Annotated in this window: 24 protein-coding genes; 2 read left to right on the top strand and 22 right to left on the bottom strand. The window is 71.0% G+C overall.

All coding sequences use genetic code 11. From position 1 onward, the window contains the following. Nucleotides 1-24 precede the first annotated feature (24 nt). From dprA to AC07DS_RS33255, 15 genes are all read right to left on the bottom strand, one after another. The gene (gene dprA, locus AC07DS_RS33325) at nt 25-1185 is read right to left on the bottom strand and encodes a DNA-processing protein DprA (protein ID WP_479151377.1); all 1161 of its coding nucleotides are present in this window, start codon (nt 1183-1185) and stop codon (nt 25-27) included. Further along, nucleotides 1182-2807, bottom strand: a complete 1626-nt coding sequence (locus AC07DS_RS33320; protein WP_479151375.1) for a YifB family Mg chelatase-like AAA ATPase — start codon at nt 2805-2807, stop codon at nt 1182-1184. Before AC07DS_RS33320 ends, dprA begins: the two co-directional genes overlap by 4 nt. A 1-nt stretch (nt 2808) precedes the next feature. Then, complete coding sequence (locus tag AC07DS_RS33315) at nt 2809-3204, bottom strand: YraN family protein (protein ID WP_479151373.1); 396 nt, start codon at nt 3202-3204, stop codon at nt 2809-2811. 58 nt (nt 3205-3262) lie between these two features. Continuing rightward, complete coding sequence (locus tag AC07DS_RS33310) at nt 3263-3571, bottom strand: DUF2469 domain-containing protein (RefSeq protein ID WP_003965949.1); 309 nt, start codon at nt 3569-3571, stop codon at nt 3263-3265. Nucleotides 3572-3627: 56 nt separating this feature from the next. Beyond that, the gene (locus AC07DS_RS33305; protein WP_479151371.1) at nt 3628-4152 is read right to left on the bottom strand and encodes an NUDIX hydrolase; all 525 of its coding nucleotides are present in this window, start codon (nt 4150-4152) and stop codon (nt 3628-3630) included. After that, entirely contained in the window at nt 4142-4924 is a 783-nt protein-coding gene (gene lepB, locus AC07DS_RS33300; RefSeq protein WP_479151369.1) for a signal peptidase I, read from the bottom strand. Before lepB (AC07DS_RS33300) ends, AC07DS_RS33305 begins: the two co-directional genes overlap by 11 nt. Nucleotides 4925-4989: 65 nt before the next feature. Continuing rightward, entirely contained in the window at nt 4990-5880 is an 891-nt protein-coding gene (gene lepB, locus AC07DS_RS33295; RefSeq protein ID WP_479151367.1) for a signal peptidase I, read from the bottom strand. Beyond that, the gene (gene lepB / locus AC07DS_RS33290; protein ID WP_479151365.1) at nt 5804-6955 is read right to left on the bottom strand and encodes a signal peptidase I; all 1152 of its coding nucleotides are present in this window, start codon (nt 6953-6955) and stop codon (nt 5804-5806) included. The genes lepB (AC07DS_RS33295) and lepB (AC07DS_RS33290) overlap by 77 nt, the downstream gene beginning before the upstream one ends. Then, nucleotides 6948-7643 carry a signal peptidase I gene (lepB, locus tag AC07DS_RS33285; protein ID WP_479151363.1) on the bottom strand — a complete coding sequence of 232 codons (696 nt, stop codon included), beginning with the start codon at nt 7641-7643 and terminating at the stop codon, nt 6948-6950. The genes lepB (AC07DS_RS33290) and lepB (AC07DS_RS33285) overlap by 8 nt, the downstream gene beginning before the upstream one ends. 45 nt (nt 7644-7688) lie before the next feature. Beyond that, entirely contained in the window at nt 7689-8039 is a 351-nt protein-coding gene (gene rplS / locus AC07DS_RS33280) for a 50S ribosomal protein L19 (RefSeq protein WP_145883430.1), read from the bottom strand. A 135-nt stretch (nt 8040-8174) separates the two neighbouring features. Continuing rightward, the gene (gene trmD / locus AC07DS_RS33275) at nt 8175-9008 is read right to left on the bottom strand and encodes a tRNA (guanosine(37)-N1)-methyltransferase TrmD (RefSeq protein WP_479151361.1); all 834 of its coding nucleotides are present in this window, start codon (nt 9006-9008) and stop codon (nt 8175-8177) included. After that, entirely contained in the window at nt 9008-9550 is a 543-nt protein-coding gene (rimM, locus tag AC07DS_RS33270; RefSeq protein WP_479151359.1) for a ribosome maturation factor RimM, read from the bottom strand. The genes trmD and rimM overlap by 1 nt, the downstream gene beginning before the upstream one ends. A gap of 82 nt (nt 9551-9632) precedes the next feature. After that, a complete protein-coding gene (locus AC07DS_RS33265; protein WP_005479813.1) occupies nt 9633-9872 on the bottom strand; it encodes an RNA-binding protein in 240 nt (79 codons plus the stop codon). A 5-nt stretch (nt 9873-9877) separates the two neighbouring features. After that, nucleotides 9878-10297 (bottom strand): 30S ribosomal protein S16, encoded by a 420-nt coding sequence (gene rpsP, locus AC07DS_RS33260; RefSeq protein ID WP_023546467.1) that lies wholly within the window; start codon nt 10295-10297, stop codon nt 9878-9880. Between the two features lie 299 nt (nt 10298-10596). Further along, nucleotides 10597-11199 carry a hypothetical protein gene (locus tag AC07DS_RS33255; RefSeq protein WP_145883433.1) on the bottom strand — a complete coding sequence of 201 codons (603 nt, stop codon included), beginning with the start codon at nt 11197-11199 and terminating at the stop codon, nt 10597-10599. A 522-nt stretch (nt 11200-11721) separates the two neighbouring features. Here AC07DS_RS33255 and AC07DS_RS33250 point away from each other — a divergent pair. Continuing rightward, nucleotides 11722-12582 (top strand): SAM-dependent methyltransferase, encoded by an 861-nt coding sequence (locus AC07DS_RS33250; RefSeq protein WP_479151357.1) that lies wholly within the window; start codon nt 11722-11724, stop codon nt 12580-12582. A 27-nt stretch (nt 12583-12609) separates the two neighbouring features. Here AC07DS_RS33250 and ftsH read toward each other — a convergent pair whose 3' ends face one another. The 6 genes from ftsH to nsdA all read right to left on the bottom strand — a co-directional run bounded on the left by ftsH (nt 12610) and on the right by nsdA (nt 22316). Continuing rightward, nucleotides 12610-14550: an ATP-dependent zinc metalloprotease FtsH gene (gene ftsH / locus AC07DS_RS33245; RefSeq protein WP_479151355.1), complete on the bottom strand. Its 1941-nt coding sequence runs from the start codon at nt 14548-14550 to the stop codon at nt 12610-12612. Nucleotides 14551-14647: 97 nt separating this feature from the next. Next, on the bottom strand, nt 14648-16195 hold the full coding sequence (gene ffh, locus AC07DS_RS33240; RefSeq protein WP_479151354.1) for a signal recognition particle protein: 1548 nt from the start codon (nt 16193-16195) through the stop codon (nt 14648-14650). A gap of 83 nt (nt 16196-16278) precedes the next feature. After that, nucleotides 16279-18783, bottom strand: a complete 2505-nt coding sequence (locus AC07DS_RS33235; protein WP_479151352.1) for a [protein-PII] uridylyltransferase — start codon at nt 18781-18783, stop codon at nt 16279-16281. A gap of 26 nt (nt 18784-18809) precedes the next feature. Next, nucleotides 18810-19148, bottom strand: coding sequence for a P-II family nitrogen regulator (locus AC07DS_RS33230; RefSeq protein WP_145883438.1), 339 nt, complete (start codon nt 19146-19148; stop codon nt 18810-18812). Further along, on the bottom strand, nt 19145-20488 hold the full coding sequence (locus AC07DS_RS33225) for an ammonium transporter (protein ID WP_479151349.1): 1344 nt from the start codon (nt 20486-20488) through the stop codon (nt 19145-19147). Before AC07DS_RS33225 ends, AC07DS_RS33230 begins: the two co-directional genes overlap by 4 nt. Nucleotides 20489-20831: 343 nt before the next feature. Further along, on the bottom strand, nt 20832-22316 hold the full coding sequence (nsdA, locus tag AC07DS_RS33220) for a transcriptional repressor NsdA (RefSeq protein ID WP_479151347.1): 1485 nt from the start codon (nt 22314-22316) through the stop codon (nt 20832-20834). 457 nt (nt 22317-22773) lie between these two features. Between nsdA and AC07DS_RS33215 the strand changes: the two genes are divergently transcribed. Beyond that, nucleotides 22774-23436, top strand: a complete 663-nt coding sequence (locus AC07DS_RS33215; protein WP_479151346.1) for a bifunctional DNA primase/polymerase — start codon at nt 22774-22776, stop codon at nt 23434-23436. Nucleotides 23437-23528: 92 nt separating this feature from the next. Here AC07DS_RS33215 and ftsY read toward each other — a convergent pair whose 3' ends face one another. Further along, the gene (ftsY, locus tag AC07DS_RS33210; RefSeq protein ID WP_145883442.1) at nt 23529-24731 is read right to left on the bottom strand and encodes a signal recognition particle-docking protein FtsY; all 1203 of its coding nucleotides are present in this window, start codon (nt 24729-24731) and stop codon (nt 23529-23531) included. Nucleotides 24732-24897: the final 166 nt, after the last annotated feature.

Raw genomic sequence — 24897 nt, 5'->3', positions numbered from 1 at the left:
CCTCGGACGGCCGAACACCCTCGGTCAGCACGGACCGTGACAGCTCCGGGCCGAGATCATCGCCTGGCGTGTCAACTTCCAGCCGTCGCCGTGTCGTTCGACGTATCCAAGTGCTCGGAGTTCGTACAGCCTCGCGATCGCGTCGTCCGGCGTGGTGCGCGCACCGCAGGCGATCTCCACGACGGGGGCCGCACGGCTTCCGGGCAGGGCGGCGAGGACGGCCCGGGCGTCCGGTTCCAGCAGGTCACGCGGGAGTACGGGGCCTCTCCGGGGCGGGGCCAGCTCGCCGATGTCGCCCACGAGTTCGACGACGTCCGCAGCGTCGGTGACCAGGACGGCCTCTCCGCGCAGCAGTTCGTGCACGCCGGCGGAGAGTCCGCTGGTGACGGGCCCGGGCACACCCATGGTGAACCTCCCGAGCCGGGCCGCCGCACGGGCCGTGGCCAGCGAACCGCTGCGACAGGCCGCCTCCACGACGACGGTGCCCCTGGTGAGCGCCGCGATCACTCTGTTCCGCAGGATGAACCGGCTCGGAGTCGGATGATCACCGGGCGGCAACTCCCCCACCACCAGCCCCTGTTCCGCGATCCTGTCGATCAGGGCGGTGTGGCCGCGGGGGTAGGGCCGGTCGACGCCGCAGGCCAGGACCGCGACGGTGGCTCCGCCGGCGGCGAGGGTGCCTCTGTGGGCGGCGCCGTCGATCCCGTAGGCACCGCCCGACACGACGACCCAGCCGCGCTCGGCCAGGCCCGAGGCCAGGGTGGCCGCGGCATGGGCGCCGTACTCGGTGCAGGCGCGTGCTCCCACGACGGCCACGGACCTGAGCGCCCACATCCGCAGACCGGCCCGCCCCCGCACCCACAGTCCGGTGGGCCGCCCGTCCCCGAGGTCATCGAGCTGCCCCGGCCACTCGGCGTCCCCCGGACGGACGAACCGTATTCCGGCGGCCCGCGCCACCTGCAGATCCCGCTCCGGCTCGGCCCGCCGGGCCCGCTCGACCAGCCCTCCCCACCGAGTCCCGCTCACCCCCGGCAGCGGCTCCCCGCCGTCGCGCAACCGCCGTACGACCTCCCCCACGCCGAACTCCCGCAGCCACCGCCCGCCGACCTCGTCCCCGGGCTCGATGACCCGGGCGAGAAAGACCCGGTCGAGCAGTTCCCCGTCCGGGTCGGGTCCTGTGGTCACGTCAGGGCCCCGAGGGCCATGGGCACGCCGCGCGGCACTCCGGTGCGCAGTTGCAGGGCGAGGCAGACGTCGGTGGCGTCCGGGCGGTCGTGACCGACGAGGTCCGCCACCGTCCAGGCGACGCGCAGCACCCGGTCGATGCCGCGGGCGGTGAGCACGCCCCGCTCGAGGTTGCGTTCGGCCTCGTCCATGGCGTCGGCGGCGGCATGGAATCGGCTGCGCAGCTCCCGTCCGGGCACCTCGCTGTTGGTGCGCCAGGGGGTGCCGGTGAGCCGGAGGGCCGCCCGCTCCCGGGCCGCCCTGACCCGGTCGGCGACGGTCGCACTGGACTCGCCGCAGGCGCCGGGTTCGGTGAGCTGGGCGCGGGTGACCGGGTCGACCTCGACCCGCAGGTCGACCCGGTCCAGCAGCGGGCCGGACAGCCGGGCCTGGTAGCGGCGGATCGCGGACGGCGGGCAGTCGCACAGGGAGTCCCGCTGCGAGAAGCGTCCGCACGGGCAGGGGTTGGCCGCCAGGATCATGAGGAACCTCGCCGGGAACCGGACCACGCCCGCGCTGCGCGCGATCACCACGTGTCCGGACTCCAGGGGCTGCCGCAGCGCGTCCAGCGTCTGGCTGTGGAACTCGGGTGCCTCGTCGAGGAACAGCACACCCCGGTGGGCGAGGGAGACGGCTCCGGGCCGTGCGACGCCCGGGCCGCCGCCGACGAGTGACTGCATCGTGGCCGAGTGGTGCGGGGCGCAGTAGGGGGCGACGTCGATGAGCGGCTTGCCCGGAGGCAGCAGCCCGGCCACCGAGTGGACTGCGGTGACCTCCAGTGACTCCTCCCGGGTGAGCCGGGGAAGCACGGCGGGCAGGCGCTCGGCCAGCATGGTCTTGCCCGCGCCCGGCGGGCCCTCCAGGAACAGATGGTGCCCTCCGGCCGCGGCCACCTCCACGGCCGTGCGCGCCGAGGTCTGGCCCACGACATCGGCCAGGTCGTGGTCCTGGTCGTGCTGTGCCGCACCGACGCTGTGCATGCCGGTGGCGGCGCCCGTGCCCGGCATCCGGAGGCCGGCCAGCAGGGGGTCCGGGCGTCCCTGGTCGTCCGGTTCCTCCACGGGCACGGGCTCGTCGGTCAGCACGGCGATCAGCTGCCGAAGGCTGCGGATGCCGAGCACCGACACGCCGGGCACGAGCGAGGCCTCGGCGGCGGCACACTCCGGTACGACCACCTGTTCGTAACCCGCGTCGGCGGCCGCGAGGACCGCGGGCAGGATGCCCCGCACGGGCCGCACCCGGCCGTCCAGTCCGAGTTCTCCGATCATGACGATGTCGGCGAGGACCCGGGGGTCGATGCGCTCGGCGGCGCCGAGCACCGCGCAGGCGACGGCCAGGTCGAAGCCGGAGCCGGCCTTGGGTACGGACGCCGGGCTGAGTCCGACGGTGAGCTTCTTCTGCGGCCATTCGCCGCCCGAGTTCACCACCGCCGCCCGAACCCGGTCCCTGCTCTCCGTCAGGCTCTTGTCCGGGAGGCCCACCAGGGCGAAGGCGGCCACTCCCGGTTCCAGGTCGGCCTGGACCTCGACGACCACCCCCTCGACGCCGACCAGGGCCACGGAGCACGTACGGGCGAATCCCACCTCAGGCCACCCCCCGCGCGTGCTCGACGGACGGGGCGCCCCGGCGGGGCAGGAGAACGCCGATCAGGTCGATGCGGACGCCTCCGGGCGGGGCTCCTCCGTGGGTCTGGATCCAGCGTTCGGCCAGGGTCAGCAGCCGTTGCGCCTTCTGGGCCGTGACGGCGGCCATCGGGTGCTGGAAGGCGCCGCCCCTGCGCGTCTTCACCTCGCAGACGACCAGCGTGCTCCCGTCCCGGGCCACGATGTCGATCTCGCCGGACCGTCCGCAGCGCCAGTTGCGCTGCAGGATCGTCATCCCGGCCTCGGCCAGCCGCCGCGCGGCCAGATCCTCGCCGTACCTGCCGAGTCCACTGCGTGCCTTGCTCATGTCGGCACCACCTCCGGCGCCAACCGTCACGCATCCCGCCCCGAGAAATGGATCTTGGTGGACTACTCGGCGGTTGTGGAAAACTCCGTCACCCGCCCGGGAGCTCCAGGTCGCTCTTGTTCAGCTCCTCAATGTTCACGTCCTTGAACGTGAGGACGCGGACCTGCTTCACGAAACGGGCCGGCCGATACATGTCCCAGACCCAGGCGTCCGCCATCGACACCTCGAAGAACACCTCGCCCTGGACCGAGTGCACCTGCATCTCGTAGTCGTTGGTGAGGTAGAAGCGCCGTTCGGTCTCGATCACGTATTTGAACAGACCGACGACGTCTCGATACTCCCGGTAGAGCTTCAGCTCCATCTCGGTCTCGTACTTCTCGAGGTCCTCGGCGCTCATGGCATGTTCCCCTTCAGCCGTGCGATCCCACCATTGTGCGCCAGTCCGACGAGCCTTCAGACGATTTCCGTGTCAAGGGTCACGGGCCTGGCCGGGGGACCTTCGTCGAGCAGCGTGCGCAGCAGCTCGGCGAGTCTGGTCGGATACACCGTCTCATGTGCCCGGGTCAGTTCCTGACACGTCCACCAGCGCGCTCCGGCGACGCTGCGCCGCTCGAGATCCGTCAGGCCCTGGGCCTCGGTCTCCGTCTGGGTCGTACGGGCCAGGTAGTACCACTCGTCCTGGTCCCAGCGCCGGCCCGCGAACGGGAAGGAGCACTGCCGGCGCCACAGCACGGGCCCGAGTTCGACATCAGTGATGCCGGTCTCCTCGGCGAGTTCCCTGAGCGCCGCCTCCTCGCGCGTCTCGGTCCCCTCCAAGCCGCCGCCGGGGGTGAACCACCAGTCGTCGGCCGGATCCTCCGGCTCATGGCCGTGCAACAGGAGGATGCGGTCCTCGGGGTCGAGCAGGACCACCCGGGCGACCTTGCGCAGCCCGCCCTCGTAAGTGTCCTCGCCGGTCCGCGTGGTCTCAGCGGGCACCGGCGGTCTCCACGCCGGTGCGGCCGCGGGAGCGGCCCAGCCGCTTGGCGATCGGGCCGTAGGCACCGCCGCCCAGCACCAGGACGGCACCGGCGACGATCATGAGTTCGATGGTCCGGAGCGGGCCCGGCTGGGACAGGGTGCCCAGGGCCTCGAAGCCGGTGGGGCGCTTGAGCAGGCCCTTCATGGGCCAGACGACGGAGTCGACGCGGGCGGCGACGGCATCCCGGGACACCGTGCCCTTGGCGGCGTCGGTGAGGTGGGCGGTGGAGTCCAGGGAGCCCTGGCGTTCGTCACCGAGGAGGAAGAGCCGGCCCTTGGGGACGGTCACGGTCGGGAAGTTCTGGTTCTCGGCCAGGCTGCCGACGGGCAGATACGGCTCGTCGATCTGCTTGCCGTTGACGGTGAGCTTGCCGTTCGTGCAGCAGGAGACGGTGTCGCCGCCGACCGCGACGACCCGCTTGACCACGTTGGCGTTGGTGACCCAGCTCTTGTCGCGGAAGACGACCACGTCACCGCGCCGGACCTCGTTGCCGTCGACGCGCTGGGCCAGCACCCGGTCGCCGATGGCGATCGTCGGGCTCATCGAGCTGGTGGGCACGGTGTACGGCCGGTAGACCAGTGCCGCCCAGCCGAAGCCCGCCAGGAACAGCACCAGGCCCAGCGCCATGGCCACCCCGGACAGCCGGTTCCCGATCCGGCTGCCACCGGCCTGTACCGTGCCTGCGCCCGCGCTGCGCGGGGCCGTACGCGTCGTGCTCTCGCCACCCATGGACCCGCACCCTACCCGGCGGTACCGAGCAGGGGCAGCCCCTCTTTCGCGGCCCGGGCCACTGCTTACCTGTTCTTGGACTCCAGGCGGTCCGACCGCCTGCGCCGCCACACCGCCACCGGCAGGACCGCGGCCACCGCGACACCCGCGGGCGCCACCGACAGCGACGCCGAGGCGGAGGACTTCTGGTCCAGGCCCTGGTCGAAGGTGTCCGGGACCGGCAGGGTGCCCCAGCGGTTGATCGGCCAGGCCTTGACGATGGCACGGCCGACGACCTTGTCGACGGGGACCATGCCGTGGTTCTTGTCGGACTGGTTGTAGCGCGAGTCACGGGAGTTCTGGCGGTGGTCGCCCATCACCCAGATGTAGCCCTTGGGGACCGTCACCTTGAACTGACCGCCCTGGTCGTCCTGGCTGCACGGCGTGTTGCCGGGGTAGACGTACGGCTCGTTCAGCGCCTTGCCGTTGACCGTCAGCGGGCCGGTGCCCTTGCACTGGATCGTGTCGCCGCCGACTCCGATCACACGCTTGATCAGGTCCTTCTCCTCCGCGGACGGCATCAGGCCGATCCAGCTGAGCACCTTCTGCACCGCGTTCGGGTTGGGCGCCGGCTCACCCGCCAGCCAGTTGTCCGGGTCGTGGAAGACGACGACCTCGCCGCGGTCGGGCTCGGAGCCGAACCACGGGGTGAGCTTGTCGACCAGGACGCGGTCACCCTGCTGGAGGGTGTTCTGCATCGAGTCCGACGGGATCGAGAACGCCTGCACCAGGAACGTCTTGATCAGCAGCGCCAGAACCAGCGCGATGCCGATCAGGATCGGCAGCTCCTTCCAGAAGGAGCGCGGCTTCTTCGGCGGGCGTGCGGCCTCGTCCGAACCGTCACTCCCGGCCCGAGGCTCCTGCTCCTCGGGCGTGCCGTCGTCGGCCGCCGAGAACTCGGAGGTCCCGGAGGTCACGGACCCGTCCGGAGCCGGGACGTTCCCGTCCACGGGGTGACCGCGGTGCTCCTCGCCGTCGTGTCCCGACCGTGCGCCAACCGCCACATCCCCCACGCCAACTCCTTACTCTGTGCCGCCGCCTGCGCCATCCGCGGTGCAGGCCCACCACTCCCATAACGAGCGGGAGTTCCGCAGGGGTCGGGAGTCGGGTCAATGCGTTCGGATCGTCGGAGGCAACCCTATGCGACGGCGGAGAGGCCGCGGACGACCCCGACACGGAGTTGGAAACGCTTGCGAAGGTTTTAGGTTCGTCGAGGCTGGTCCAGTGCCCGACGGGCCAGCCGATGACCATGGCGCGGCCGACCACGGAGTCCTCGGAGACCGTGCCGCCGTACGAGGTGTTCTGGTGGGCGCGGGAGTCCGCCGAGTTGTCCCGGTGGTCACCCATCACCCACAGGCGGCCCTTGGGCACGGTGATGTCGAAGGGCGTGGAGGAGGGCGAGTTGCCCGGGTACAGGTAGTCCGCCTCGGTCAGCGGAACGCCGTTGACGGTGACCCGGCCCTGCGCGTCACAGCACTTGACGTGGTCGCCGCCGACCCCGATGACCCGCTTGATCAGGTCCTTCTCGTTGTCCGAGGGCAGCAGGCCGATGAAGGTGAGGCCTTCCTTGAACTGCTTGACGACGACCGGGTCGTGCTTCTTGGCGGTCTGCTCGCCGGCCAGCCAGCCACCCGGGTCGTGGAAGACGACGACGTCCCCGCGCTGCGGCTTCGAGCCGAACCACGGGGTGAACTTGTCGACCAGGACGCGGTCGCCGATCCGGATCGTCTGCTCCATGGAGCCCGACGGGATCACGAACGCCTGGACGAGGAAGGTCTTCAGGACCAGCGCTATGAGGACGGCGACACCGACCAGAAGGGGGATCTCCCGAACGGCTGACCGCCTGCGCTTGCGCTTCACCTTGCGCTGCAGCTTGCGCCGCTCCGCGCGCGTGCGGCCACCGCCGGGCGTGGAGGTGCGCCGCGAGCCGGTGGGCAGCAGGTCCTCGGCGGGCGTGCCGGGCACCCCGCGCGGTTTTCCGCGGTTACCCATGCGCACCGTCCGCAGCGGGCACGCGCGCGTAGGCGGACGGCCGCGTCAGGTGCGTCCAGTGGGCGTACGGCCAGGCGATCCAGTCGGCCCGGCCGATCACGTCGCCGACGGGGATCATGCCGCCGCCGGGCGAGCCGAGGTGGTCGCGGGAGTCGCTTGAGTCGCTGCGGTGGTCCCCGAGGACGAACAGGCGGCCCGCGGGCACGACGACGTCGAAGGGGACGGAGGACGGGGTGTCCCCGGGATAGAGGAACGCCGTCTCGTCGACCGGCCGGCCGTTCACCTCGAGCCTCCCCTCCTTGTCGCAGCAGACCACATGGTCTCCCCCCACCCCTACAACGCGCTTGATGTAGTCGGCGTCCCCGAAATACCCGGTCCCGTCGAAGACAACCACGTCACCACGGTGCGGCCCGGCACCGAAACGGTACGCCAACTTATTTACGAGAACGCGGTCGCCGATCCTCAATCCCTGTTCCATGGATCCGCTCGGAATCTGGAACGGTTGCACCACGAAAGCGTTGAGGAGCAGCAAAAACGCCAGGCAGGCGAAGAGGGTGAGGGTGATCCTGCCGCCCGGCAGCCACTCGGCGAGCCGCGACACCAACGCGAAACGCGACCGGCCCTCCGGCCCCGGAGTACCGGGGTGGGAGGAGCGGTCGCGTTCCGTCGGCTGTGCTTCGGTGTCCATCGGAGCCAGATGTTATCCGGCCCCGCTGTGACCCCGGGAAGGCACTCAGCTGTCGCGCTTCTCCTTGATCTTCGCGGCCTTGCCGCGCAGGTCACGGAGGTAGTACAGCTTGGCGCGGCGCACGTCACCACGGGTGACGAGCTCGATCTTCTCGACGATCGGGGTGTGCACCGGGAAGGTGCGCTCGACGCCGACGGAGAACGAGACCTTGCGGACCGTGAAGGTCTCGCGGACACCACTGCCCTGGCGACGGATCACAACGCCCTTGAACTGCTGCACACGGGAGCGGTTGCCCTCGATGACGCGCACGTGGACGTTGACGGTGTCACCCGGGCGGAAGGCCGGGATGTCGCTGCGCAGCGACGCGACGTCGACGGAGTCGAGCAGGTGAGACATTTCGTCTGCTTTCTTCGCTGATGCCACAGGTCATCAACGGGAGCTAGGTGTTTGCATGAAGCCGTGTGCGGGTCGGAACGGGCGTCGTGTCCCCCTGCGGCAGGGGCGCACGCCGGACGGACGCACAACAGCGGTCTATTCTTCCACGCCCTCGGCCCGGCGCCAAAATCGGCCGTACGGCTTCCCGTCCGGGTCGGGTTCCCAGCCCAGGATGGAGAGCATCTCGCGGTCCTTCTTGTCGAAGGCCTTGGGGTCGCAGCGCTCGATCAGGTCGGGCCGGTTGGCCGTCGTGCGCTTCAGGGCCTCGTCGCGGCGCCAGCGGGCGATCTTGCCGTGATGGCCGCTGAGCAGCACCTCGGGGATGTCCCGGCCGCGCCAGACGGGCGGCTTGGTGTGGACGGGGCCTTCCAGGAGGTTGGCCATCGCGCCGGGCGCGAAGGAGTCGTCCCGGTGGGACTCGGCGTTGCCGAGGACGCCGGGCAGCAGCCGGGCCACGGCCTCCGTGACGACCAGGACGGCCGCCTCGCCGCCGGCGAGCACGTAGTCGCCGATGGAGACCTCGTAGACGGGCATCCGGGTGGCGTACTCGTCCATGACGCGCCGGTCGATGCCCTCGTAGCGGGCCGGGGTGAAGATCAGCCAGGGGCGCTCGGAGAGTTCGACCGCGAGTTCCTGGGTGAAGGGGCGGCCGCTCGGGGTCGGCACGATCAGCGCGGGAGCCTGCGCGCCCGACTCGTAGCCGTCGGCGAGGACCGTGTCCAGGGCGTCGCCCCAGGGGTCGGTCTTCATGACCATGCCGGGGCCGCCGCCGTACGGGGTGTCGTCGACGGTGTTGTGCCGGTCGTACGTCCAGGACCGCAGGTCGTGCACGTGCACGTTCAGCTGTCCGCGCGCGCGTGCCTTGCCGACCAGGGAGACGTTCAGCGGCTCCAGGTACTCGGGGAAGATCGTGACGACGTCGAGGCGCATCAGGACTCGTCCCGGGTCGAGTCGATCACCGCGCGGTCGTCGATCAGGCCCGGCGGAGGGGAGATGACTGCCTTCTGCTCCTCCAGGTCGATCTCGGTGACGATCTCCTCCACGAAGGGGATCATCACCTCGCTGCCGTCCGGGCGCTCGACGATGAAGAGGTCCTGGGAGGGCAGGTGCGAGATCTCCGTGATCCGGCCGACCTCCGCGCCGTCCTCGGTGACCACGTCGAGGTCGATGAGCTGGTGGTCGTAGTACTCGTCCTCGTCCTCGGGGAGTACCTCGGGGTCGATCTCGGCGATCAGCAGGGTGTTGCGCAGGGCCTCGGCGGCGCTGCGGTCGCTGACGCCCTCGAAGCGCAGGAGCAGGCGGCCGCTGTGGACGCGGCCGGTGGCGATGGTGAGGGGCCCGGTGGAGGCCGGGTCGGTGGCCAGAACGGCGCCCGGGGCGAGCCGCAGCTCCGGCTCGTCGGTACGTACCTCGACGGTGACCTCGCCCTTGATGCCGTGGGCGCGGCCGATCCGCGCGACTACCAGCTGCACGTGTACAGATCTCCTGTCATACGACTGCGGGCCGGGGACGGCCCAGTGGCCCTCCCCGGCCCGAGCCGGTTGCGATGAAGCGTCAGCGGACGTGGTCCACGTCGACGAGGTCGACGCGGACACCGCGGCCGCCGATGGCGCCCACGACGGTACGCAGAGCGCGCGCGGTGCGACCGTTGCGGCCGATCACCTTGCCGAGGTCGTCGGGGTGGACCCGGACCTCCAGCACGCGCCCGCGGCGCAGGTCGCGCGAGGCGACCTGCACATCGTCAGGGTTGTCGACGATGCCCTTCACGAGGTGCTCAAGCGCCTCTTCGAGCATGCTGCTCAGGCCTCGGTCGACTCGGACTCGGCAGCCGCCTCGTCCTTCTTCTCAGCCTTCTTCTTCTGGGTGATCGCCTCACCCTTACCCTCGTCGTCACCGCCGAGAGCCTCGAACGACGGACGGGCCGGCTTCGGCTCGGCGACGAGCAGCGGCGCGGGAGCCGGCTCGCCCTTGAACTTCTGCCAGTCGCCGGTCTTCTTCAGGATGGCGAGGACGGGCTCGGTCGGCTGCGCGCCGACACCCAGCCAGTACGCCACGCGGTCGGCGTCCACCTCGATGACCGACGGGTTGTAGGTCGGGTGGTACTTGCCGATCTCCTCGATCGCACGGCCGTCACGGCGGGTGCGGGAGTCGGCGACGACGATGCGGTAGTGAGGCGAACGGATCTTGCCCAGACGCTTCAGCTTGATCTTGACTGCCACGGGAGTGGATTCTCCTGATTTTGACGTGGTTGGGCACGGCGAGCTGCCGCGTGGGGTTGCGGTACCCGAATGCCCGATGGACGCGTCAGCCGGAGGAGAGAGGGGTCCTGTGCGGCTGTCGAGTACAGCTAGCCATTGTGCCATACCCCGCGGGTCGCCTCCGGCCGAGGGGGGCGGGGTGCGGCCGGGCACGGGCCGGCGGCACCCGGCGTGGAGGTGAGGTCACGTCGGGTGCGCCGCCTGGTGCTGTGAAGTTGCCGTGCCCGAGTGGAATGCGGCTGCCACGAGCAGTCGCAGTCTCAGCTCGCCGCCGCCCCCACGATCTCCGGGATGCGGAACGGCTTGCCGCAGCCGCCGCACACGATGGGAGCCTGGGCCAGGACCGACGGGACCACCCGGACGTTGCGCCCGCAGTCGCAGACGGCCTTCACGCGGACACCGCCTCCGGAGGAGCCGTGCCGGGCCGCCGGACCGCGGAAGGTGCGGGAGGTGTCGGCGGAGGTGGCCACCGTGTGGGCCTTCAGCGCGCGCTGGAGCCGCTCGATGGTCGGGCGGTAGCGGCGCTTGGCCTCGGGGTTGAGCGTGACCAGGGAGAAGCCGCTGCTGGGGTGCGGTTCCTCGGGGTGGTCCAGGCCCAGCTCCTCGGCGATCGCGAGGAATCTGCGGTTGTGGTAGCGGCCGGCCCGGGAGGTGTCGCGTACGCCGCGCGCGGCGGCGATGCCGTGGACTGCCTCATGGAGCAGTCGCTCGAAGGAGAGTTCGTGACCGCACGCGGACGACGACTCCCCGATCAGGGACTCTGGCGCGGCAAGGTCCGGCAGCTCGGGGTGGTACCGCTGAATGTCGGCCCACGCCTGCGCCAGCTCTGCGGCGAGAACAGGTGGTGTCTGTGTCGTGCTCACGTAATGACAACGAGCGGGGGTGCCGCTGTGTTCCTATTCCGGGCCATCCCAAATAATTTGCACGTACCCGTCAGTTGGCACTGATGCGTCCTGACGAGGGCGGGTGCGCTGATCTGCGGAGAAGCCGCACAGCTCATACCAAGCCGGTGCGTAGCCTGACGTACGAACCGCCCTGTAGCGGCGGGGAGACGGTGGGCGGCGGATGCGCAAGATGTGTTTCGGACGCTCTCGCACGAGGCCGTCACCTCTGTCAGCGTCCGCGACGCCCGTGACGTTACCGGGTCCGAAGGCGCCCCCGGCCACCGGCTCGTCCCGGGCGGGTGGACACCGTACGGTCGCCCAGATTGCGTGGATGTGAAATCTCGCCACACTCGGCACTGGCCCCCAAGCCGGGGCCCACGACCCCTGGACGGCACCGCGAGCCGGGAGTTACCTGGCATACGTGGATAGTGCGAGCGCACGGCACGGGGGCCACGCAATCGGGCACTGCGGCGAACTGTCGGCGGAATGGGGCGCTTACCTATGACACCTACGCTCGTGCGGGAACACCTGTCTCACCCGGGCTCCGTACCGCCCCGGGTGAACCTGTGCGCACGCGCGCGTGACTGGTCCGAGATCCAGGAGCGGATGCTGGTGCCGCTCTACGAGACCGTCTACGAGCGACTTGAGGTCGGCCCTGCCACGAGGCTGCTGGGCCTGCGCTGCGGTTCCGGGCTCGCCCTGCTGATGGCGGCCTCCAGAGGGGCCGCGGTCACCGGTGTCGATCCCTCCCCCGCGCGGCTCGCCCTCGCACGCGAGCGCCTGCTGCCGGACGATCCGCGCGCTGCACGCGCGCGTGCCGGTACGAGACTCGTCGAGGGCACTCCCGAGGACACGGCCGACGCGGAGACGCCCCCGTACACCCTGGTGACCGTCTTCGAGCCGGTCGGCTGTCTGGCGGGCGACTCCGAGGGTCTCGGCGAGCTGCTGGCGGGCGCGCTGCCGTCGGCCGGGCACGGCGCGGCCGTGGTGCTGGCCGGCTGGGGCCCGCCCGAGCGCTGCGCGACCTCCTCGGTGCTGCGGGTGGCGACGAAGCTGGCCGATCCCCTGCGCAGCGCGGGCAGCTGGCGCCCCGCCCGGCGCGACGACCTGGAGGAGGTCGCCCAGCGGGCCGGCCTGAAGCCGGACGGCTCGGGGCGGGTGGCCTGCCCGTTCGGGTACGCCGACCTCGACAGCGCCGTACGCGGTCTGCTGTCGACGGGCCTGTTCGACGCGGCGGTCGCGGCGACCGACCGCAAGCAGGTGGACAAGGAGCTGACGGAGGCGCTGCATCCGTACCGGCGCCCGGACGGCACCGTCTGGATGCCGAACGTCTTCCGGTACCTGATCGCCCGCGTGCCCTAGAGGGCCCGCCGGACAGGTCGACGGGTCCTAGCCGTCGATGTCCTTGGTGAGGCGTGTGATGCCGGCGATCCGGTAGGCGTCGGCCTCCTCCAGCGTCTCGTTCTCCAGCAGGGCCTGGGCCAGGGCGTCCAGTTGCCCGCGGTGGTCGCGGAGCTTGCGGCACGCTTCCTCGTAGCACTCGTCGACGATCCGGCGCATCTCGGTGTCGATCACGTCGAGGGTCTGCGGGGCGGCGGCGAGGCCGTAGGCCTGCTGGGCGTCGTTGGGCAGGGCGGAGAGGCGGCCGACCTCCCGGCTCATGCCCCAGCGGGACACCATTCCGCGCGCGACGTTGGTGACCTGTTCCAGATCGCTCTCGGAGCCGGTGGTGACCACGCCGTAGACGACCTGCTCGGCCGCCATGCCGCCGAGCGCGCCGATGATCCGGCCGCGCAGGTAGTCCTCGGTGTACGCGTACCGGTCCGCCTCCGGGGTGGACAGCGTGACGCCCAGCGCGCGGCCGCGCGGCACGATGGTGATCTTGCGGACCGGGTCGGCGCCGGGCTGGAGCATGCCCAGCAGCGCGTGGCCGCTCTCGTGGTAGGCGGTGCGCCGGCGTTCTTCCTCGGGCATCACCAGCGGGCGTTCGGCGCCCAGCTGGACCTTCTCCAGGGCCTCCGAGAGGTCGGTCTGCGTCACCTGCTGCTGCTTGCGCTTCACGGCGAGCAGGGCGGCCTCGTTGGCGAGGTTGGCCAGTTCCGCGCCCGTCATGCCCGGGGTCGTCCGGGCGACCTGGGCGAGGTCGACGCCCTGGTGGAGCGGGATGTCACGGGTGTGGATCTCCAGGATGGCCTCGCGGCCGCCGCGGTCCGGGGGCGAGACCTGGACGACCCGGTCGAAGCGGCCGGGGCGGGTGAGCGCGGGGTCGAGGATGTCGGCGCGGTTGGTGGCCGCGATGACGATGACGCCCTCCGAGCCGGAGAAGCCGTCCATCTCGGTGAGGATCTGGTTCAGGGTCTGCTCGCGCTCGTCGTGCCCGCCCACCCCGGAGCCGCCGGCACGGGCCCGGCCGATGGTGTCGATCTCGTCGATGAAGATGATGGACGGGGCGACCTTGCGGGCCTCCGCGAACAGTTCCCGTACCCGGGAGGCGCCGACGCCGACGATCATCTCGATGAACTCGGAGGCGGAGGCCGAGAAGAAGGGCACGCCCGCCTCCCCCGCGACCGCCCGCGCGAGCAGGGTCTTGCCGGTGCCGGGCGGGCCGGCGAGCAGCACACCGCGGGGCATCCTGGCACCCATGCGCCGGTAGGCGTCGGGGTTCTTCAGGAAGTCCACGACGTCGTTCAGCTCGCCCTCGACCTCGTCGATGCCGGCCACGTCGGCGAAGGTGGTGCGCTTCTCCCCCGGCACCAGCTCCACCGGTTTCGGCGGTGCCTTGCGGCCGAGCATTCCGCCCGCGCCGCCCATCCCGGCACGCATGCGCCGCGCGATGAACACCCACACCGCGATCAGCAGCAGCATGGGCGCCAGTGAGATCAGCAGGTTGGCGAGAAAACTGCGGTGCTGGACGACGGGTTCGGCCGTGACGGTGACGTCGTGCTTGGTGAGGTTGGCCCACAGCTGGTCGTCGGCGAAGGACGGCCGCTGGGTGTTGAAGTCGGTGTACTTCCCGCCGCCGCTCGGGTTGTCCTGCTCCTTCTTGAGCTGGCCCTGGATCGCGTCGCCCTTGGCGTAGATCTTGCTGACGTTGCCGTCGTTCACCTGCTTGCTGAACTCGGTGTACGAGATCGTCGGCTCGTTGGCCCGGTCGAAGAAGGACAGCACCAGGTTGGCGATCAGGTACACGACCAGCGCGGTGAGGATCAGCCGCCACCAGCCGCCACGCAGTCTCGGTCCGCCGGGCGGCTGCTTCGACGGCTCCTCGGGAGCACCTTCGGTGCGCCAGGGCTGGTCGGGCGACTTGCGCGGCGGCGCAGAGTTGGCCATATCGGGACATTACGACACCGATCCGGCCCTGGCACACGCAGATACGCCTGGGGGCGCCCCTCCGGAGAGGGGCGCCCCCAGGGACGTACCACGGCACTCAGCCCATGAACTTCTTGAACTCGTCGGGGAGCTCGAAGTCCTGACCGGCCTGCTCCGGCAGCCCGAAGGCGCCGCCCTGAGCCGCGGCCTCACGGCGCTGGGCCGCCTCCAGCTCCTGCTGCTTGCGCTTCATCGGGTTGCCGGAGCGCTGCTTGCCCTTGGCCTGCTTCGGCTGCTTCTTCTGCCGGCCGGCGCCGCCGCCCATGCCCGGGATCCCCGGCATGCCGGGCATGCCGCCGCCCTGGGCCATGCGGGACATCATCTTGCGGGCCTCGAAGAACCGCTCGACGAGTCCCTTCACCGCGCTGACCTCGACACCGGAACCCTTGGCGATACGGGCGCGGCGCGAGCCGTTGATGATCGTCGGGTCCTGGCGCTCGCCCGGGGTCATCGACTTGATGATCGCGGCCGTGCGGTCGACGTCCCGCTCGTCCAGGTTGTTGATCTGGTCCTTGATCTGGCCCATGCCCGGGAGCATGCCGAGCAGCTTGGAGATGGAGCCCATCTTCCTGACCTGTTCCATCTGGGACAGGAAGTCGTCCAGGGTGAAGTCCTGGCCCTTCTTCGACGCCAGCTTGGAGGCCATCTTGGCGGCCTCTTCCTGGCTGAACGTCTTCTCCGCCTGCTCGATCAGGGTGAGCAGGTCACCCAGGTCGAGGATGCGGGAGGCCATGCGGTCCGGGTGGAACGCGTCGAAGTCCTCGAGCTTCTCGCCGTTCGACGCGAACATGATCGGCTTGCCGGTGATCTGGCGGATCGACAGGGCGGCACCACCGCGGGCGTCACCGTCGAGCTTGGAGAGCACCACACCGTCGAAGCCGACGCCGTCGCGGAAGGCCTCGGCAGTGTTGACGGCGTCCTGACCGATCATCGCGTCGACGACGAACAGGATCTCGTCCGGGGAGACGGCGTCGCGGATGTCCGCGGCCTGCTGCATCATCTCCTGGTCGATACCGAGGCGGCCGGCGGTGTCCACGATCACGATGTCGTGGACCTTGGTCCGCGCGTGCTCGATGGAGTCCTTGGCGACCTTGACCGGGTCGCCCACGCCGTTGCCCGGCTCCGGGGCGTAGACCGCGACACCGGCGCGGTCGGCGACGACGCTCAGCTGGTTGACGGCGTTGGGGCGCTGGAGGTCGGCGGCCACGAGCAGCGGCGAGTGGCCCTGCTCCTTGAGCCACTTGGCGAGCTTGCCCGCGAGGGTGGTCTTACCGGCACCCTGCAGACCGGCCAGCATGATCACGGTCGGGGGCTGCTTGGCGAAGCGCAGCCGCCGGGTCTCGCCGCCGAGGATGGTGACGAGTTCGTCGTTGACGATCTTCAGAACCTGCTGGGCCGGGTTCAGCGCCTTGGAGACCTCGGCGCCGAGCGCGCGCTCCTTGACGTTCTTGATGAACGTGCGCACGACGGGCAGGGCCACGTCCGCCTCGAGGAGCGCGATCCGGATCTCGCGCGCGGTGGCGTCGATGTCCGCCTCGGAGAGCCGTCCCTTGCCGCGCAGGTTCTTGAAAGTCGCTGACAGGCGATCGGAGAGAGTGTCGAACACGGCGCTCGCGGTCCTCGGGGTCGGTGGTGGCTGCTGGGAATCGCCCTCCAGGGTATCCCGGCGGCGAACTCATCGGGGAAGGGTCATCCCCTCAGGGTCTCCTCGAGCACCCGGGCCAGCGAGTTCGCGTCCGGTCCCGGCAGGGGTGCGCCCGCTCCGGTGGTGACGTAGAACGCGTCGACCGCGTTGGCACCCAGGGTGCTCACGTGCATGCTGCGCACCCGGACCCCGGCCTTCTCCAGGGCCATCCCGATCCGGTGCAGCAGTCCGGGGGCGTCCTGGGTCCGCACCTCGATCACGGTGGCGTGGTGGGAGGCGGCCGGGGCCACCCGCACCCGGGGCGGCGGGGCCACCCAGCCGCGGCGGCGCGGGTAGGCCGCGTCCCGCTCGGCGAGACGGCCCGCGATGTCGAGGGAGCCGTCGAGGGCGCGGACGAGGTCGGCGCGCAGCCGGGCGGCCTGCGGCAGGGAGCCGTACTCGGCCGCGACCCGCCAGTTCAGCAGCAGGACCGAGCCGTCGTCGACGTCGTCGGGCAGGCTGAGGGCGCTCAGCTCGGCCGTGCGGACGGTCAGACGGTGGACGGCGAGGACACCGGCGACCGCGGGCAGCACGGCGGGCTGGTCCGGTACGGCGATGACCAGCTCCACGCCGAGCGGCTCGGGCGCGCCGGAGGCCTCCTCCCCGGCCACCGGCTCCTTCTGTGCGCGCAGGGCGAGGACCGGGCTGCCGGTGCGGAAGGCCTCGATGGCGAGGCGTTCCTGCTCGGCCGTGGGCGCGGCGGGCTCGGGTTCCTCGGGGGCGTCCCCGGCGAGGACGGCGGAGACGCGCCGTACGAGGTCGGCGACGAGGGAGCCGCGCCAGGACGACCAGGCGGCCGGCCCGGTGGCCAGGGCGTCCGCCTCGGTGAGGGCGTGCAGGAGCTCCAGCGTGCTCTGGGTGCCGACGGCCTCGGCGACCGAGCGGACGGTCGCGGGGTCCTCCAGGTCGCGCCGGGTGGCCGTCTCGACGAGCAGGAGGTGGTGCCGTACCAGCGTCGCCAGCACCGCCGCGTCCACGCGGTCGAAGCCGATCCGGACGGCCACGTCCTTGGCGATGATCTCGCCGGCCACGGAGTGGTCGCCGGGCCAGCCCTTGCCGATGTCGTGCAGCAGGGCGGAGACGAGGAGCAGGTCGGGGCGGCTGACCCGGCGGGTCAGCTCGGAGGCGCGGACCGCCGTCTCGATCAGGTGCCGGTCCACGGTCCAGATGTGGACGGCGTTGCGCTGCGGGCGGCAGCGGACCCGCTCCCAGTCCGGCAGGAGGTGGCTGATCAGGCCCTCCGCCTCCAGGGCCTCCCAGACGTCGACCGTCGGGCGGCCGGAGCCGAGCAGGGTCACCAGCTGTTCGCGGGCCTCGGCGGGCCAGGGCGTGGGCAGGGGGCGCGCGGTGGCGGCCATGCGTCGTACGGCGTGCAGGGAGAGCGGAAGCCCGGCCTGCGCGGCGGCGGCTGCGGCGCGCAGCGGGAGCACGGGGTCGCGTTCGGGGCGTGCGGTCCGGGCGAGCACCACCTCACCGTCCTGTTCCACCACCCCTTCGGCCAGCGGGGAGCGTTCGGCGACCGGTTTGCCGCCGCCCAGCATGGCGCGCAGACGCGGGCGGACGGCGCGCGAGCGCAGCACACGGCCCACTTCGCGCCAGGTGACGTCACTGGCGTACGAGATCACGCGCGCCGATTCGTAGACCTGCCGCAGCAGGGTGTCGGCGTCCAGCAGGCCCAGCTCGGCCGCGACCTGGTCCTGTTCCTGCAGTGCGAGCCGGTCGGTGGCCCGGCCGGTGGCCAGGTGCAGGGCGTCCCGGACGTCGAGCAGGCGCCGGCGTGCCTCGGCGAGGCCCTCGCGCGGGGCGTCGGCCAGCCAGGAGGCGGCCACGGCGCGCAGGGCGGTGGCGTCCCTGAGGCCGCCGCGGGCCTCCTTGAGGTCGGGCTCCAGGAGGTACTGCAGCTCGCCCTGGCGCTCGGCGCGGTCGGCACAGAGTTCCTGCAGCTCGGGCAGGCGCTTGGGCGCCTGGTTGCGCCAGTCGGCCAGGACGGCCGTGCGCAGTCCGGCGGTGAGGCCGAGGTCACCGGCGAGGTGACGGGCGTCCAGGAGGCCGAGTTGGACTTTCAAATCCTCCCCGGCCGTCTTGCGGGCCTCCGCGGGCGTGCGCACGGAGTGGTCGAGCGCGAGGCCGAGGTCCCAGACGGGGTACCAGAGGCGGTCGGCCAGGGCGGCGACCGCGCCGGGGTCGCTCCCGTCGTGCAGCAGGAGGAGGTCGAGATCGCTGCGCGGGGACAGCTCGCCGCGGCCGTAGCCGCCGACGGCGACGAGCGAGACGCCCTTCAGGCCCTCCCCTCGCCCGCCACCGCCCTTCGGGGGACGCTGCTCCGCTTCCTCGTCCGCCCCGGCCGCCGCCGTGAAGAGTCCGGCGAGCCAGTCGTCGGTCAGTTCGGCGAGGGCGGCACGGCGCGGCGGCCCGGACCGCGCCCCCTCGGTGAGGAGGCGCAGCCGGGCCGCCGCGTAGCCGCTGGGTCCCGAGTCATCCGCTTGGTTCCGCACATCCGTACCCGTCACCCAGCGACTCCTGTCCTTGTGTCGTGTCAGAGCGCGTCCGGGCCGCGCTCGCCGGTACGGACTCGTACGGCCGTCTCGACCGGCTGGGACCAGACCTTGCCGTCACCGATCTTGCCGGTGCGGGCCGCCTTGACGACGACCTCGATCAGCTGCTCGGCGTCGTCGTCCTCGGCCAGCACCTCGATGCGGATCTTGGGGACCAGGTCGACGGTGTACTCGGCACCGCGGTAGACCTCGGTGTGGCCCCGCTGACGACCGTAACCGCTTGCCTCGGTGACCGTCAGCCCGTGGACGCCGAAGGCCTGCAGGGCCTCCTTGATCTCGTCCAGCCGGTGGGGCTTGACGACGGCGGTGATGAGCTTCATGCGTCCACCTTCTTGGTCTGCGCGGCGGCCATGGCCGGGGCGTGGGCGGCGGATCCGATGACACCGCCGCCGGCCCCGCTGAAGTCGTATGCGGTCTCGGCGTGCTCCGCCTGGTCGATGCCCGAGATCTCCTCGTCCTCGGTGACCCGCATTCCGATGGTCTTGTCGAGGAGGAAGGCGAGGACCGCGGAGACGATCAGGGAGTAGGCGAGGACCGCGCCGACACCGGCGCACTGCTTCCACAACTGGGTCCAGCTGTGGTCGCCGTAGAAGACACCGGTCGCGGTGGACTGGCCCTTGCCGGTGGCGAAGAAGCCGATCAGCAGGGAGCCGAGGATGCCGCCGACCATGTGGACACCGACGACGTCGAGCGAGTCGTCGTAGCCGAACCTGAACTTCAGACCGACGGCCGCGGCGCAGGCGACACCGGCGATGGCGCCGACGGCGATCGCACCGAGGGGGGAGACCGCGCCACCGGACGGGGTGATCGCGACCAGACCGGCGACCGCGCCGGAGGCGGCACCCAGCGTGGTGAACGCGCCGTGCCGGATCTTCTCGTAGGCGAGCCAGGCCAGCATGGCGGCGGCCGTCGCGACCTGCGTGTTGACGAACATCAGCGCGCCGACGCCGTCGTCGTTGCCGAGCCACGAGCCGGCGTTGAAGCCGAACCAGCCGAACCACAGCAGACCGGCACCGAGCATGACCAGCGGGAGGCTGTGCGGGCGCATCGGGTCCTTCTTGAAGCCGACGCGCTTGCCGATGACCAGGATCACGCCGAGCGCCGCGGCACCCGCGTTGATGTGGACCGCCGTACCACCGGCGAAGTCGATCACGCCGAGCTTGTAGGCCCAGCCGTCGGCGCCCCAGACCCAGTGGGCGACCGGTACGTAGACGAGGGTGAGCCACAGGGCGATGAAGAGCGACCAGGCCGAGAACTTGACGCGGTCCGCGAGGGCGCCGCTTATCAGGGCCGGCGTGATGATCGCGAACATCATCTGGAAGACCATGAAGACGAAGATCGGGATGCTGTAGCCGTCCCACAGCTGGGTCAGTCCGATGTTGCTGAGCCCGAACCAGTCGGAGTTCCAGCCGATGAGGCTGTTGTTCGTGCCGAAGGCGAGGGAGAAGCCGTAGAGCACCCACAGAATGGTGACGATGCCCATGCTGATGAAGCTCATCATCAGCATGTTGAGGGTGCTCTTGACGCGGACCATGCCTCCGTAGAAGAAGGCCAGGCCCGGGGTCATGAGCAGCACCAGGGCGGAACAGATGAGCATGAAGCCTGTGTTCGCGGACGACAGCTTGGGTGCCTCCGCGGCAAGCGTGATGGCTGGTGCCATCGGCGTCTCCTCGTCGGTTGGTACGGCCCCGTGCGGGCGGTGCCTGAGCGGTCCGGGCAATTGAGGGGTGGGCCGGTTATGCGCCATGAGATTGGCGCAGCGCGGTTTCGGTGGAAGCCCCTCGTTGTTTCGCCGGGGTGACGAAGGCGCCTGGCGTGTTACGCGTAGATGAAGTGCGAGATGTCCGGCCGCAGGATCGTTATCGTGGCGCAACCTTCTCCGGAAGATCCTTCCGGCGGAAAAGGGCCGGCCGCGGCGGGCCTTCCGATGACCTGGCATGGGGGAGCCGAGTCGGGCAGTTCGGGAGGACCGGCCGCGGCCGGGGCATGCGTGTCCTGCGGTGTCAGACGGCCTCGGCGGTCTCCGGGAGGTCGACGGCGAGCTGGTCGGTGAGGTCGACGACGGCGCTGAGATCACCGAAGTCGCGCACGGCCGTGTCGACCGTCTTTCGAATACGAGTGTTCACCCGCTCCGAGCGGACCTTTTTGGCGATGTCCATGGCCTGCGAGGCGAACTCCGTGCTGCGCTCGGGCTCGCGCCGGAGCAGGTGCACGGTGGCCATGCCGATCAGGTTCAGCGCGTAGGACCGCTGGTGCTCACTGTCCTTGGCGAACCGGTCCACGGCCTGCTGCATCAGCGGCTCGGCCAGCGAGGCATAGGTGGGGCTGCGGCCGGCGACGTAGGCGAGGTCGCGGAAGGAATGGGAGTTCTCCCCGTACAGCTCGGCCTCGGAGAAGAAGCGGATCCAGTCGGGGTCGGGCTCGTCCCACTCGTCGGCCTCGGTGAAGGTGCCCTCGGCCATCCGCACGGCCCGCTTGCACTTGCCGGGCTGGCCCATGTTGGCGTAGGCGCGGGCCTCCATCGCATACAGCATGGCCTGGGTGCGCGGGCTCGCGCAGTCGCGGCTGCCGTACTGGGCGAGATGAATCAGCTCCAGGGCGTCGTCGGGCCGGCCGAGATGGATCATCTGGCGGCTCATGCTGGAGAGGATGTAGGAGCCGAGCGGCTTGTCGCCGGCCTCCTTGGCGGCGTGCAGGGCGAGGACGAAGTACTTCTGCGCGGTGGGCTGGAGCCCGACGTCGTACGACATCCAGCCGGCCAGCTCGGCCAGCTCGGCGGCGACCTTGAAGAGCTTGCGGGCCGTGGCCTCGGGCTGGGGCTCCTGGAGGAGGTCGGTGACCTCGTGCAGCTGACCCACGACCGCCTTGCGGCGCAGGCCGCCGCCGCACTGGGCGTCCCACTGGCGGAACATCCGGGTGGTGGACTCCAGCAGGTCCAGCTCGGGCTTGGACAGCCGGCCGGGCCTGCGGGACTCGAAGACGGGCTCGAACTCGGCATCGGACGGGACCGGCGAGGAAGGGGCCGGCACGAGCCAGCGCTGCATGGGCTCGATGAGGGACGGGCCCGCGGACAGGGCCAGCGAGGTCCCGAGGAAGCCGCGCCGCGCGAGCATCAGGTCGCTGCGCGAGAACTCGCTGAGCAGGGCCACCGTCTGCGGACCCGTCCAGGGCAGGTCGACGCCGGACGCGGAGGGTGACTGACGGGCGGCGCGCAGACCGAGGTCCTCGATGGAGACGACACAGCCGAAGCGCTCCGAGAACAGCTCGGAGAGGATCCGCGGGATCGGCTCGCGCGGGTTCTCCCCGTCCAGCCAGCGGCGCACCCGTGAGGTGTCCGTGGAGATGTGGTTGGCACCCAACTGGCGTGCTCTGCGGTTCACCTGACGGGCCAGCTCGCCCTTGGACCAGCCGCTGCGCACGAACCACGAACCGAGCAGCTCGTTGGGGCGCTTGTCAGCGTTCATCTCGCTACCGCCGTTGCCGCCCACTGGAACGCCCCCATCCCTGAGACCACTTGTCGCCGAATGCGCCAAGCCCTATCAGAATGCCGGTAAATACGGCCTCTCGTCCGCCGGTTCTCACCCTTCGAACGAGCTGACGACTCGCCTCCGGCATACCCACGGATGCATATGCCCCCAGGACTCGCGCACTCACAGTAATCCTACGATCACCGGCCCAGCCATGGCGATCCCTGAAACGCCACCATTCGCCACCCCTTCGAATGAACTCACGATGGCCTCCTCGCGATTCACTTGACATAGGACGGCCGGAAGTGGGCGGAGTGATGCACACAGGGGCGCGCGAACTCCCATGCACCCCCCGCGACGCCACAAAGCGCCGCCTTGGCCTCACAGGGGTGAGGGAAGTCGGAGCCGTAGCGTCACGTTCCGCTTCCGTCTCGCTCCGTGTCGTAACCACCGGCGCGCTGGACCCGTTGGAGGGGGCATGGGCTTCACGATCGGCGGCATTCGCGAGATCCGCTCCGGCACGCGTCGACGCGGCCGCTCGTCGGAGTGCACCGCCGTCGCCGAGTTCACCGGACTGTGGGGCTGGGACGTGGTGCCGGGCGCACGAGCCGCGGCGGGCACCTGCTCCTGCGGGCACCCTGAGTGTCCGGCGCCGGGCGCACACCCGCTCGACTTCGCGCCACAGGTGCCGGCCGGGGCCACGCTCGACGAGGCGTCCAGGGCCTGGGCCGAGTTCCCGGGCGCGTCCGTGATGCTGCCCGTCGGCCGTGCGTTCGACGTCGTCGAGGTCGCCGAGCCCGCCGGGCGCCGCGCCCTGGTCCGTCTCGAACGCATGGGCCTTCCGCTCGGCCCGGTAGCCGCGACCCCGGACGGCCGCGCCCACTTCTTCGTCGCTCCCGGCGCCGCGGCCGAGCTGCCCCAGCTGCTCTACCGCATGGGCTGGGACGACCCGTCCGCCCTGGACCTGCGCGGCCTCGGCCCGGGCGCGTCCATCACCGCCCCGCCCTCCGACCGGGGCGGCCTCGGTCCGGTGCGCTGGCTGCGCCCGCCGGCCCTGGACTCGGCGACCCGGCCACCGGCGGCGCGGCTGCTGCTGGGCACGCTGGCGTATGTGGCGCACCGGTCGCGGGCGCGGGCCTAGCGAGCCGGACAAGGCGAAGCGCCCGTCCCCAACTGCACCTTGGGAGCGGGCGCTTCTTTGCGCCGCCGGGGGGGTATTTTTACCCCCGTCGGTCAGTCACCGATGAGGGCATCCACGAACGCCTCCGGCTCGAACGGCGCCAGGTCGTCGGCGCCCTCGCCGAGGCCGATCAGCTTGACCGGCACGCCCAGCTCGCGCTGGACCGCGACCACGATGCCGCCCTTGGCCGTGCCGTCCAGCTTGGTCAGCACGATGCCGGTGATGTCGACGACCTCGGCGAACACCCGGGCCTGCACCAGACCGTTCTGGCCGGTGGTGGCGTCGAGGACGAGCAGCACCTCGTCCAGCGGCGCGTGCTTCTCGACCACGCGCTTGACCTTGCCCAGCTCGTCCATGAGGCCGGTCTTGGTGTGCAGGCGCCCTGCGGTGTCGATGAGGACGACGTCGACCCCCATCTCCTTGCCTTCCTTGACCGCGTCGAAGGCGACGGAAGCGGGGTCACCGGCCTCCGGCCCGCGCACGGTGTACGCGCCGACGCGCTCGCCCCAGGTCTGCAGCTGGTCGGCGGCGGCGGCACGGAAGGTGTCGGCGGCGCCGAGGACGACGGTACGGCCGTCGGCGACCAGGACGCGGGCGAGCTTGCCGGTGGTGGTGGTCTTGCCGGTGCCATTGACGCCGACGACCATCACGATGCCGGGCTTGCGGTCTTCGGGCTCGGTCTTGACCGTGCGGTCGACGTCGGTGCCGACGAGCTTGAGCAGCTCTTCGCGCAGCAGGCCGCGCAGCTCCTCCGGGGTGCGGGTGCCGAGCACCTTCACGCGCTCGCGCAGCCGCTCGACCAGCTCCTGCGTGGGCTGCACGCCGACGTCGGCGGTGAGCAGCGTGTCCTCGACCTCCTCCCAGGTGTCTTCGTCGAGGTGCTCGCGGGACAGCAGCGTGAGCAGGCCCTTGCCGAGGGCGTTCTGCGAGCGGGACAGGCGGGTGCGCAGGCGGACCAGCCGCCCGGCGGTGGGCTCCGGGATCTCGATCTCGGGAGCCTCGACAGTGGGGGGCTCCTCCACGGCGACCGGTGCCGAGCCGCCGGGGAGGTCCACCTCCTCGATCGTCCGGCGCGGTTCGTCGCGCGGCGTCTCGGCCTCGTCGCCGACGTGCGGCTCGGCCGGGGGCGCGGTGATGTCGGGTGCGGCGGGCGGTGGCGGGGGCAGCGGCTTCCTGCGCCGGCTGCCGACGATGAGCCCGCCGAGCGCGCCGAGCACGACCACGGCGATGACTACAGCAAGGATGACGGTTTCCATAACCCGTCCAGTATCAGCCATGGGTTACGGCGGAACCCTGCTTGTCGCTTCCTCCGAGGGACAAAGGCCTCTTTAAGGCATGACTCAGATCAAAGTACGATGGCACCGGCTCCATCAACGCGCGTAGAGTCCCCACGTCCCCTGTCCCCCACCCTTAGGGCACCGT

It is taken from the genome of Streptomyces sp. NPDC044064, from assembly GCF_056434245.1.
The sequence above is the reverse complement of the archived record's forward strand: the minus strand, read 5'-3'. Positions and strand labels throughout refer to the sequence as shown.

What these genes read in the sequence shown, in the direction of transcription:
- AC07DS_RS33310 (WP_003965949.1), bottom strand. Translation starts at nt 3,571, where the DNA reads ATGAGCGCCGAGGACCTCGAGAAGTACGAGACCGAGATGGAGCTGAAG.
- lepB (WP_479151369.1), bottom strand. Translation starts at nt 4,924, where the DNA reads ATGGGTGGCGAGAGCACGACGCGTACGGCCCCGCGCAGCGCGGGCGCA.
- lepB (WP_479151365.1), bottom strand. Translation starts at nt 6,955, where the DNA reads ATGGGTAACCGCGGAAAACCGCGCGGGGTGCCCGGCACGCCCGCCGAG.
- lepB (WP_479151363.1), bottom strand. Translation starts at nt 7,643, where the DNA reads ATGGACACCGAAGCACAGCCGACGGAACGCGACCGCTCCTCCCACCCC.
- rplS (WP_145883430.1), bottom strand. Translation starts at nt 8,039, where the DNA reads ATGTCTCACCTGCTCGACTCCGTCGACGTCGCGTCGCTGCGCAGCGAC.
- trmD (WP_479151361.1), bottom strand. Translation starts at nt 9,008, where the DNA reads ATGCGCCTCGACGTCGTCACGATCTTCCCCGAGTACCTGGAGCCGCTG.
- AC07DS_RS33265 (WP_005479813.1), bottom strand. Translation starts at nt 9,872, where the DNA reads ATGCTCGAAGAGGCGCTTGAGCACCTCGTGAAGGGCATCGTCGACAAC.
- AC07DS_RS33250 (WP_479151357.1), top strand. Translation starts at nt 11,722, where the DNA reads ATGACACCTACGCTCGTGCGGGAACACCTGTCTCACCCGGGCTCCGTA.
- ftsH (WP_479151355.1), bottom strand. Translation starts at nt 14,550, where the DNA reads ATGGCCAACTCTGCGCCGCCGCGCAAGTCGCCCGACCAGCCCTGGCGC.
- AC07DS_RS33230 (WP_145883438.1), bottom strand. Translation starts at nt 19,148, where the DNA reads ATGAAGCTCATCACCGCCGTCGTCAAGCCCCACCGGCTGGACGAGATC.
- AC07DS_RS33225 (WP_479151349.1), bottom strand. Translation starts at nt 20,488, where the DNA reads ATGGCACCAGCCATCACGCTTGCCGCGGAGGCACCCAAGCTGTCGTCC.
- AC07DS_RS33215 (WP_479151346.1), top strand. Translation starts at nt 22,774, where the DNA reads ATGGGCTTCACGATCGGCGGCATTCGCGAGATCCGCTCCGGCACGCGT.
- ftsY (WP_145883442.1), bottom strand. Translation starts at nt 24,731, where the DNA reads ATGGAAACCGTCATCCTTGCTGTAGTCATCGCCGTGGTCGTGCTCGGC.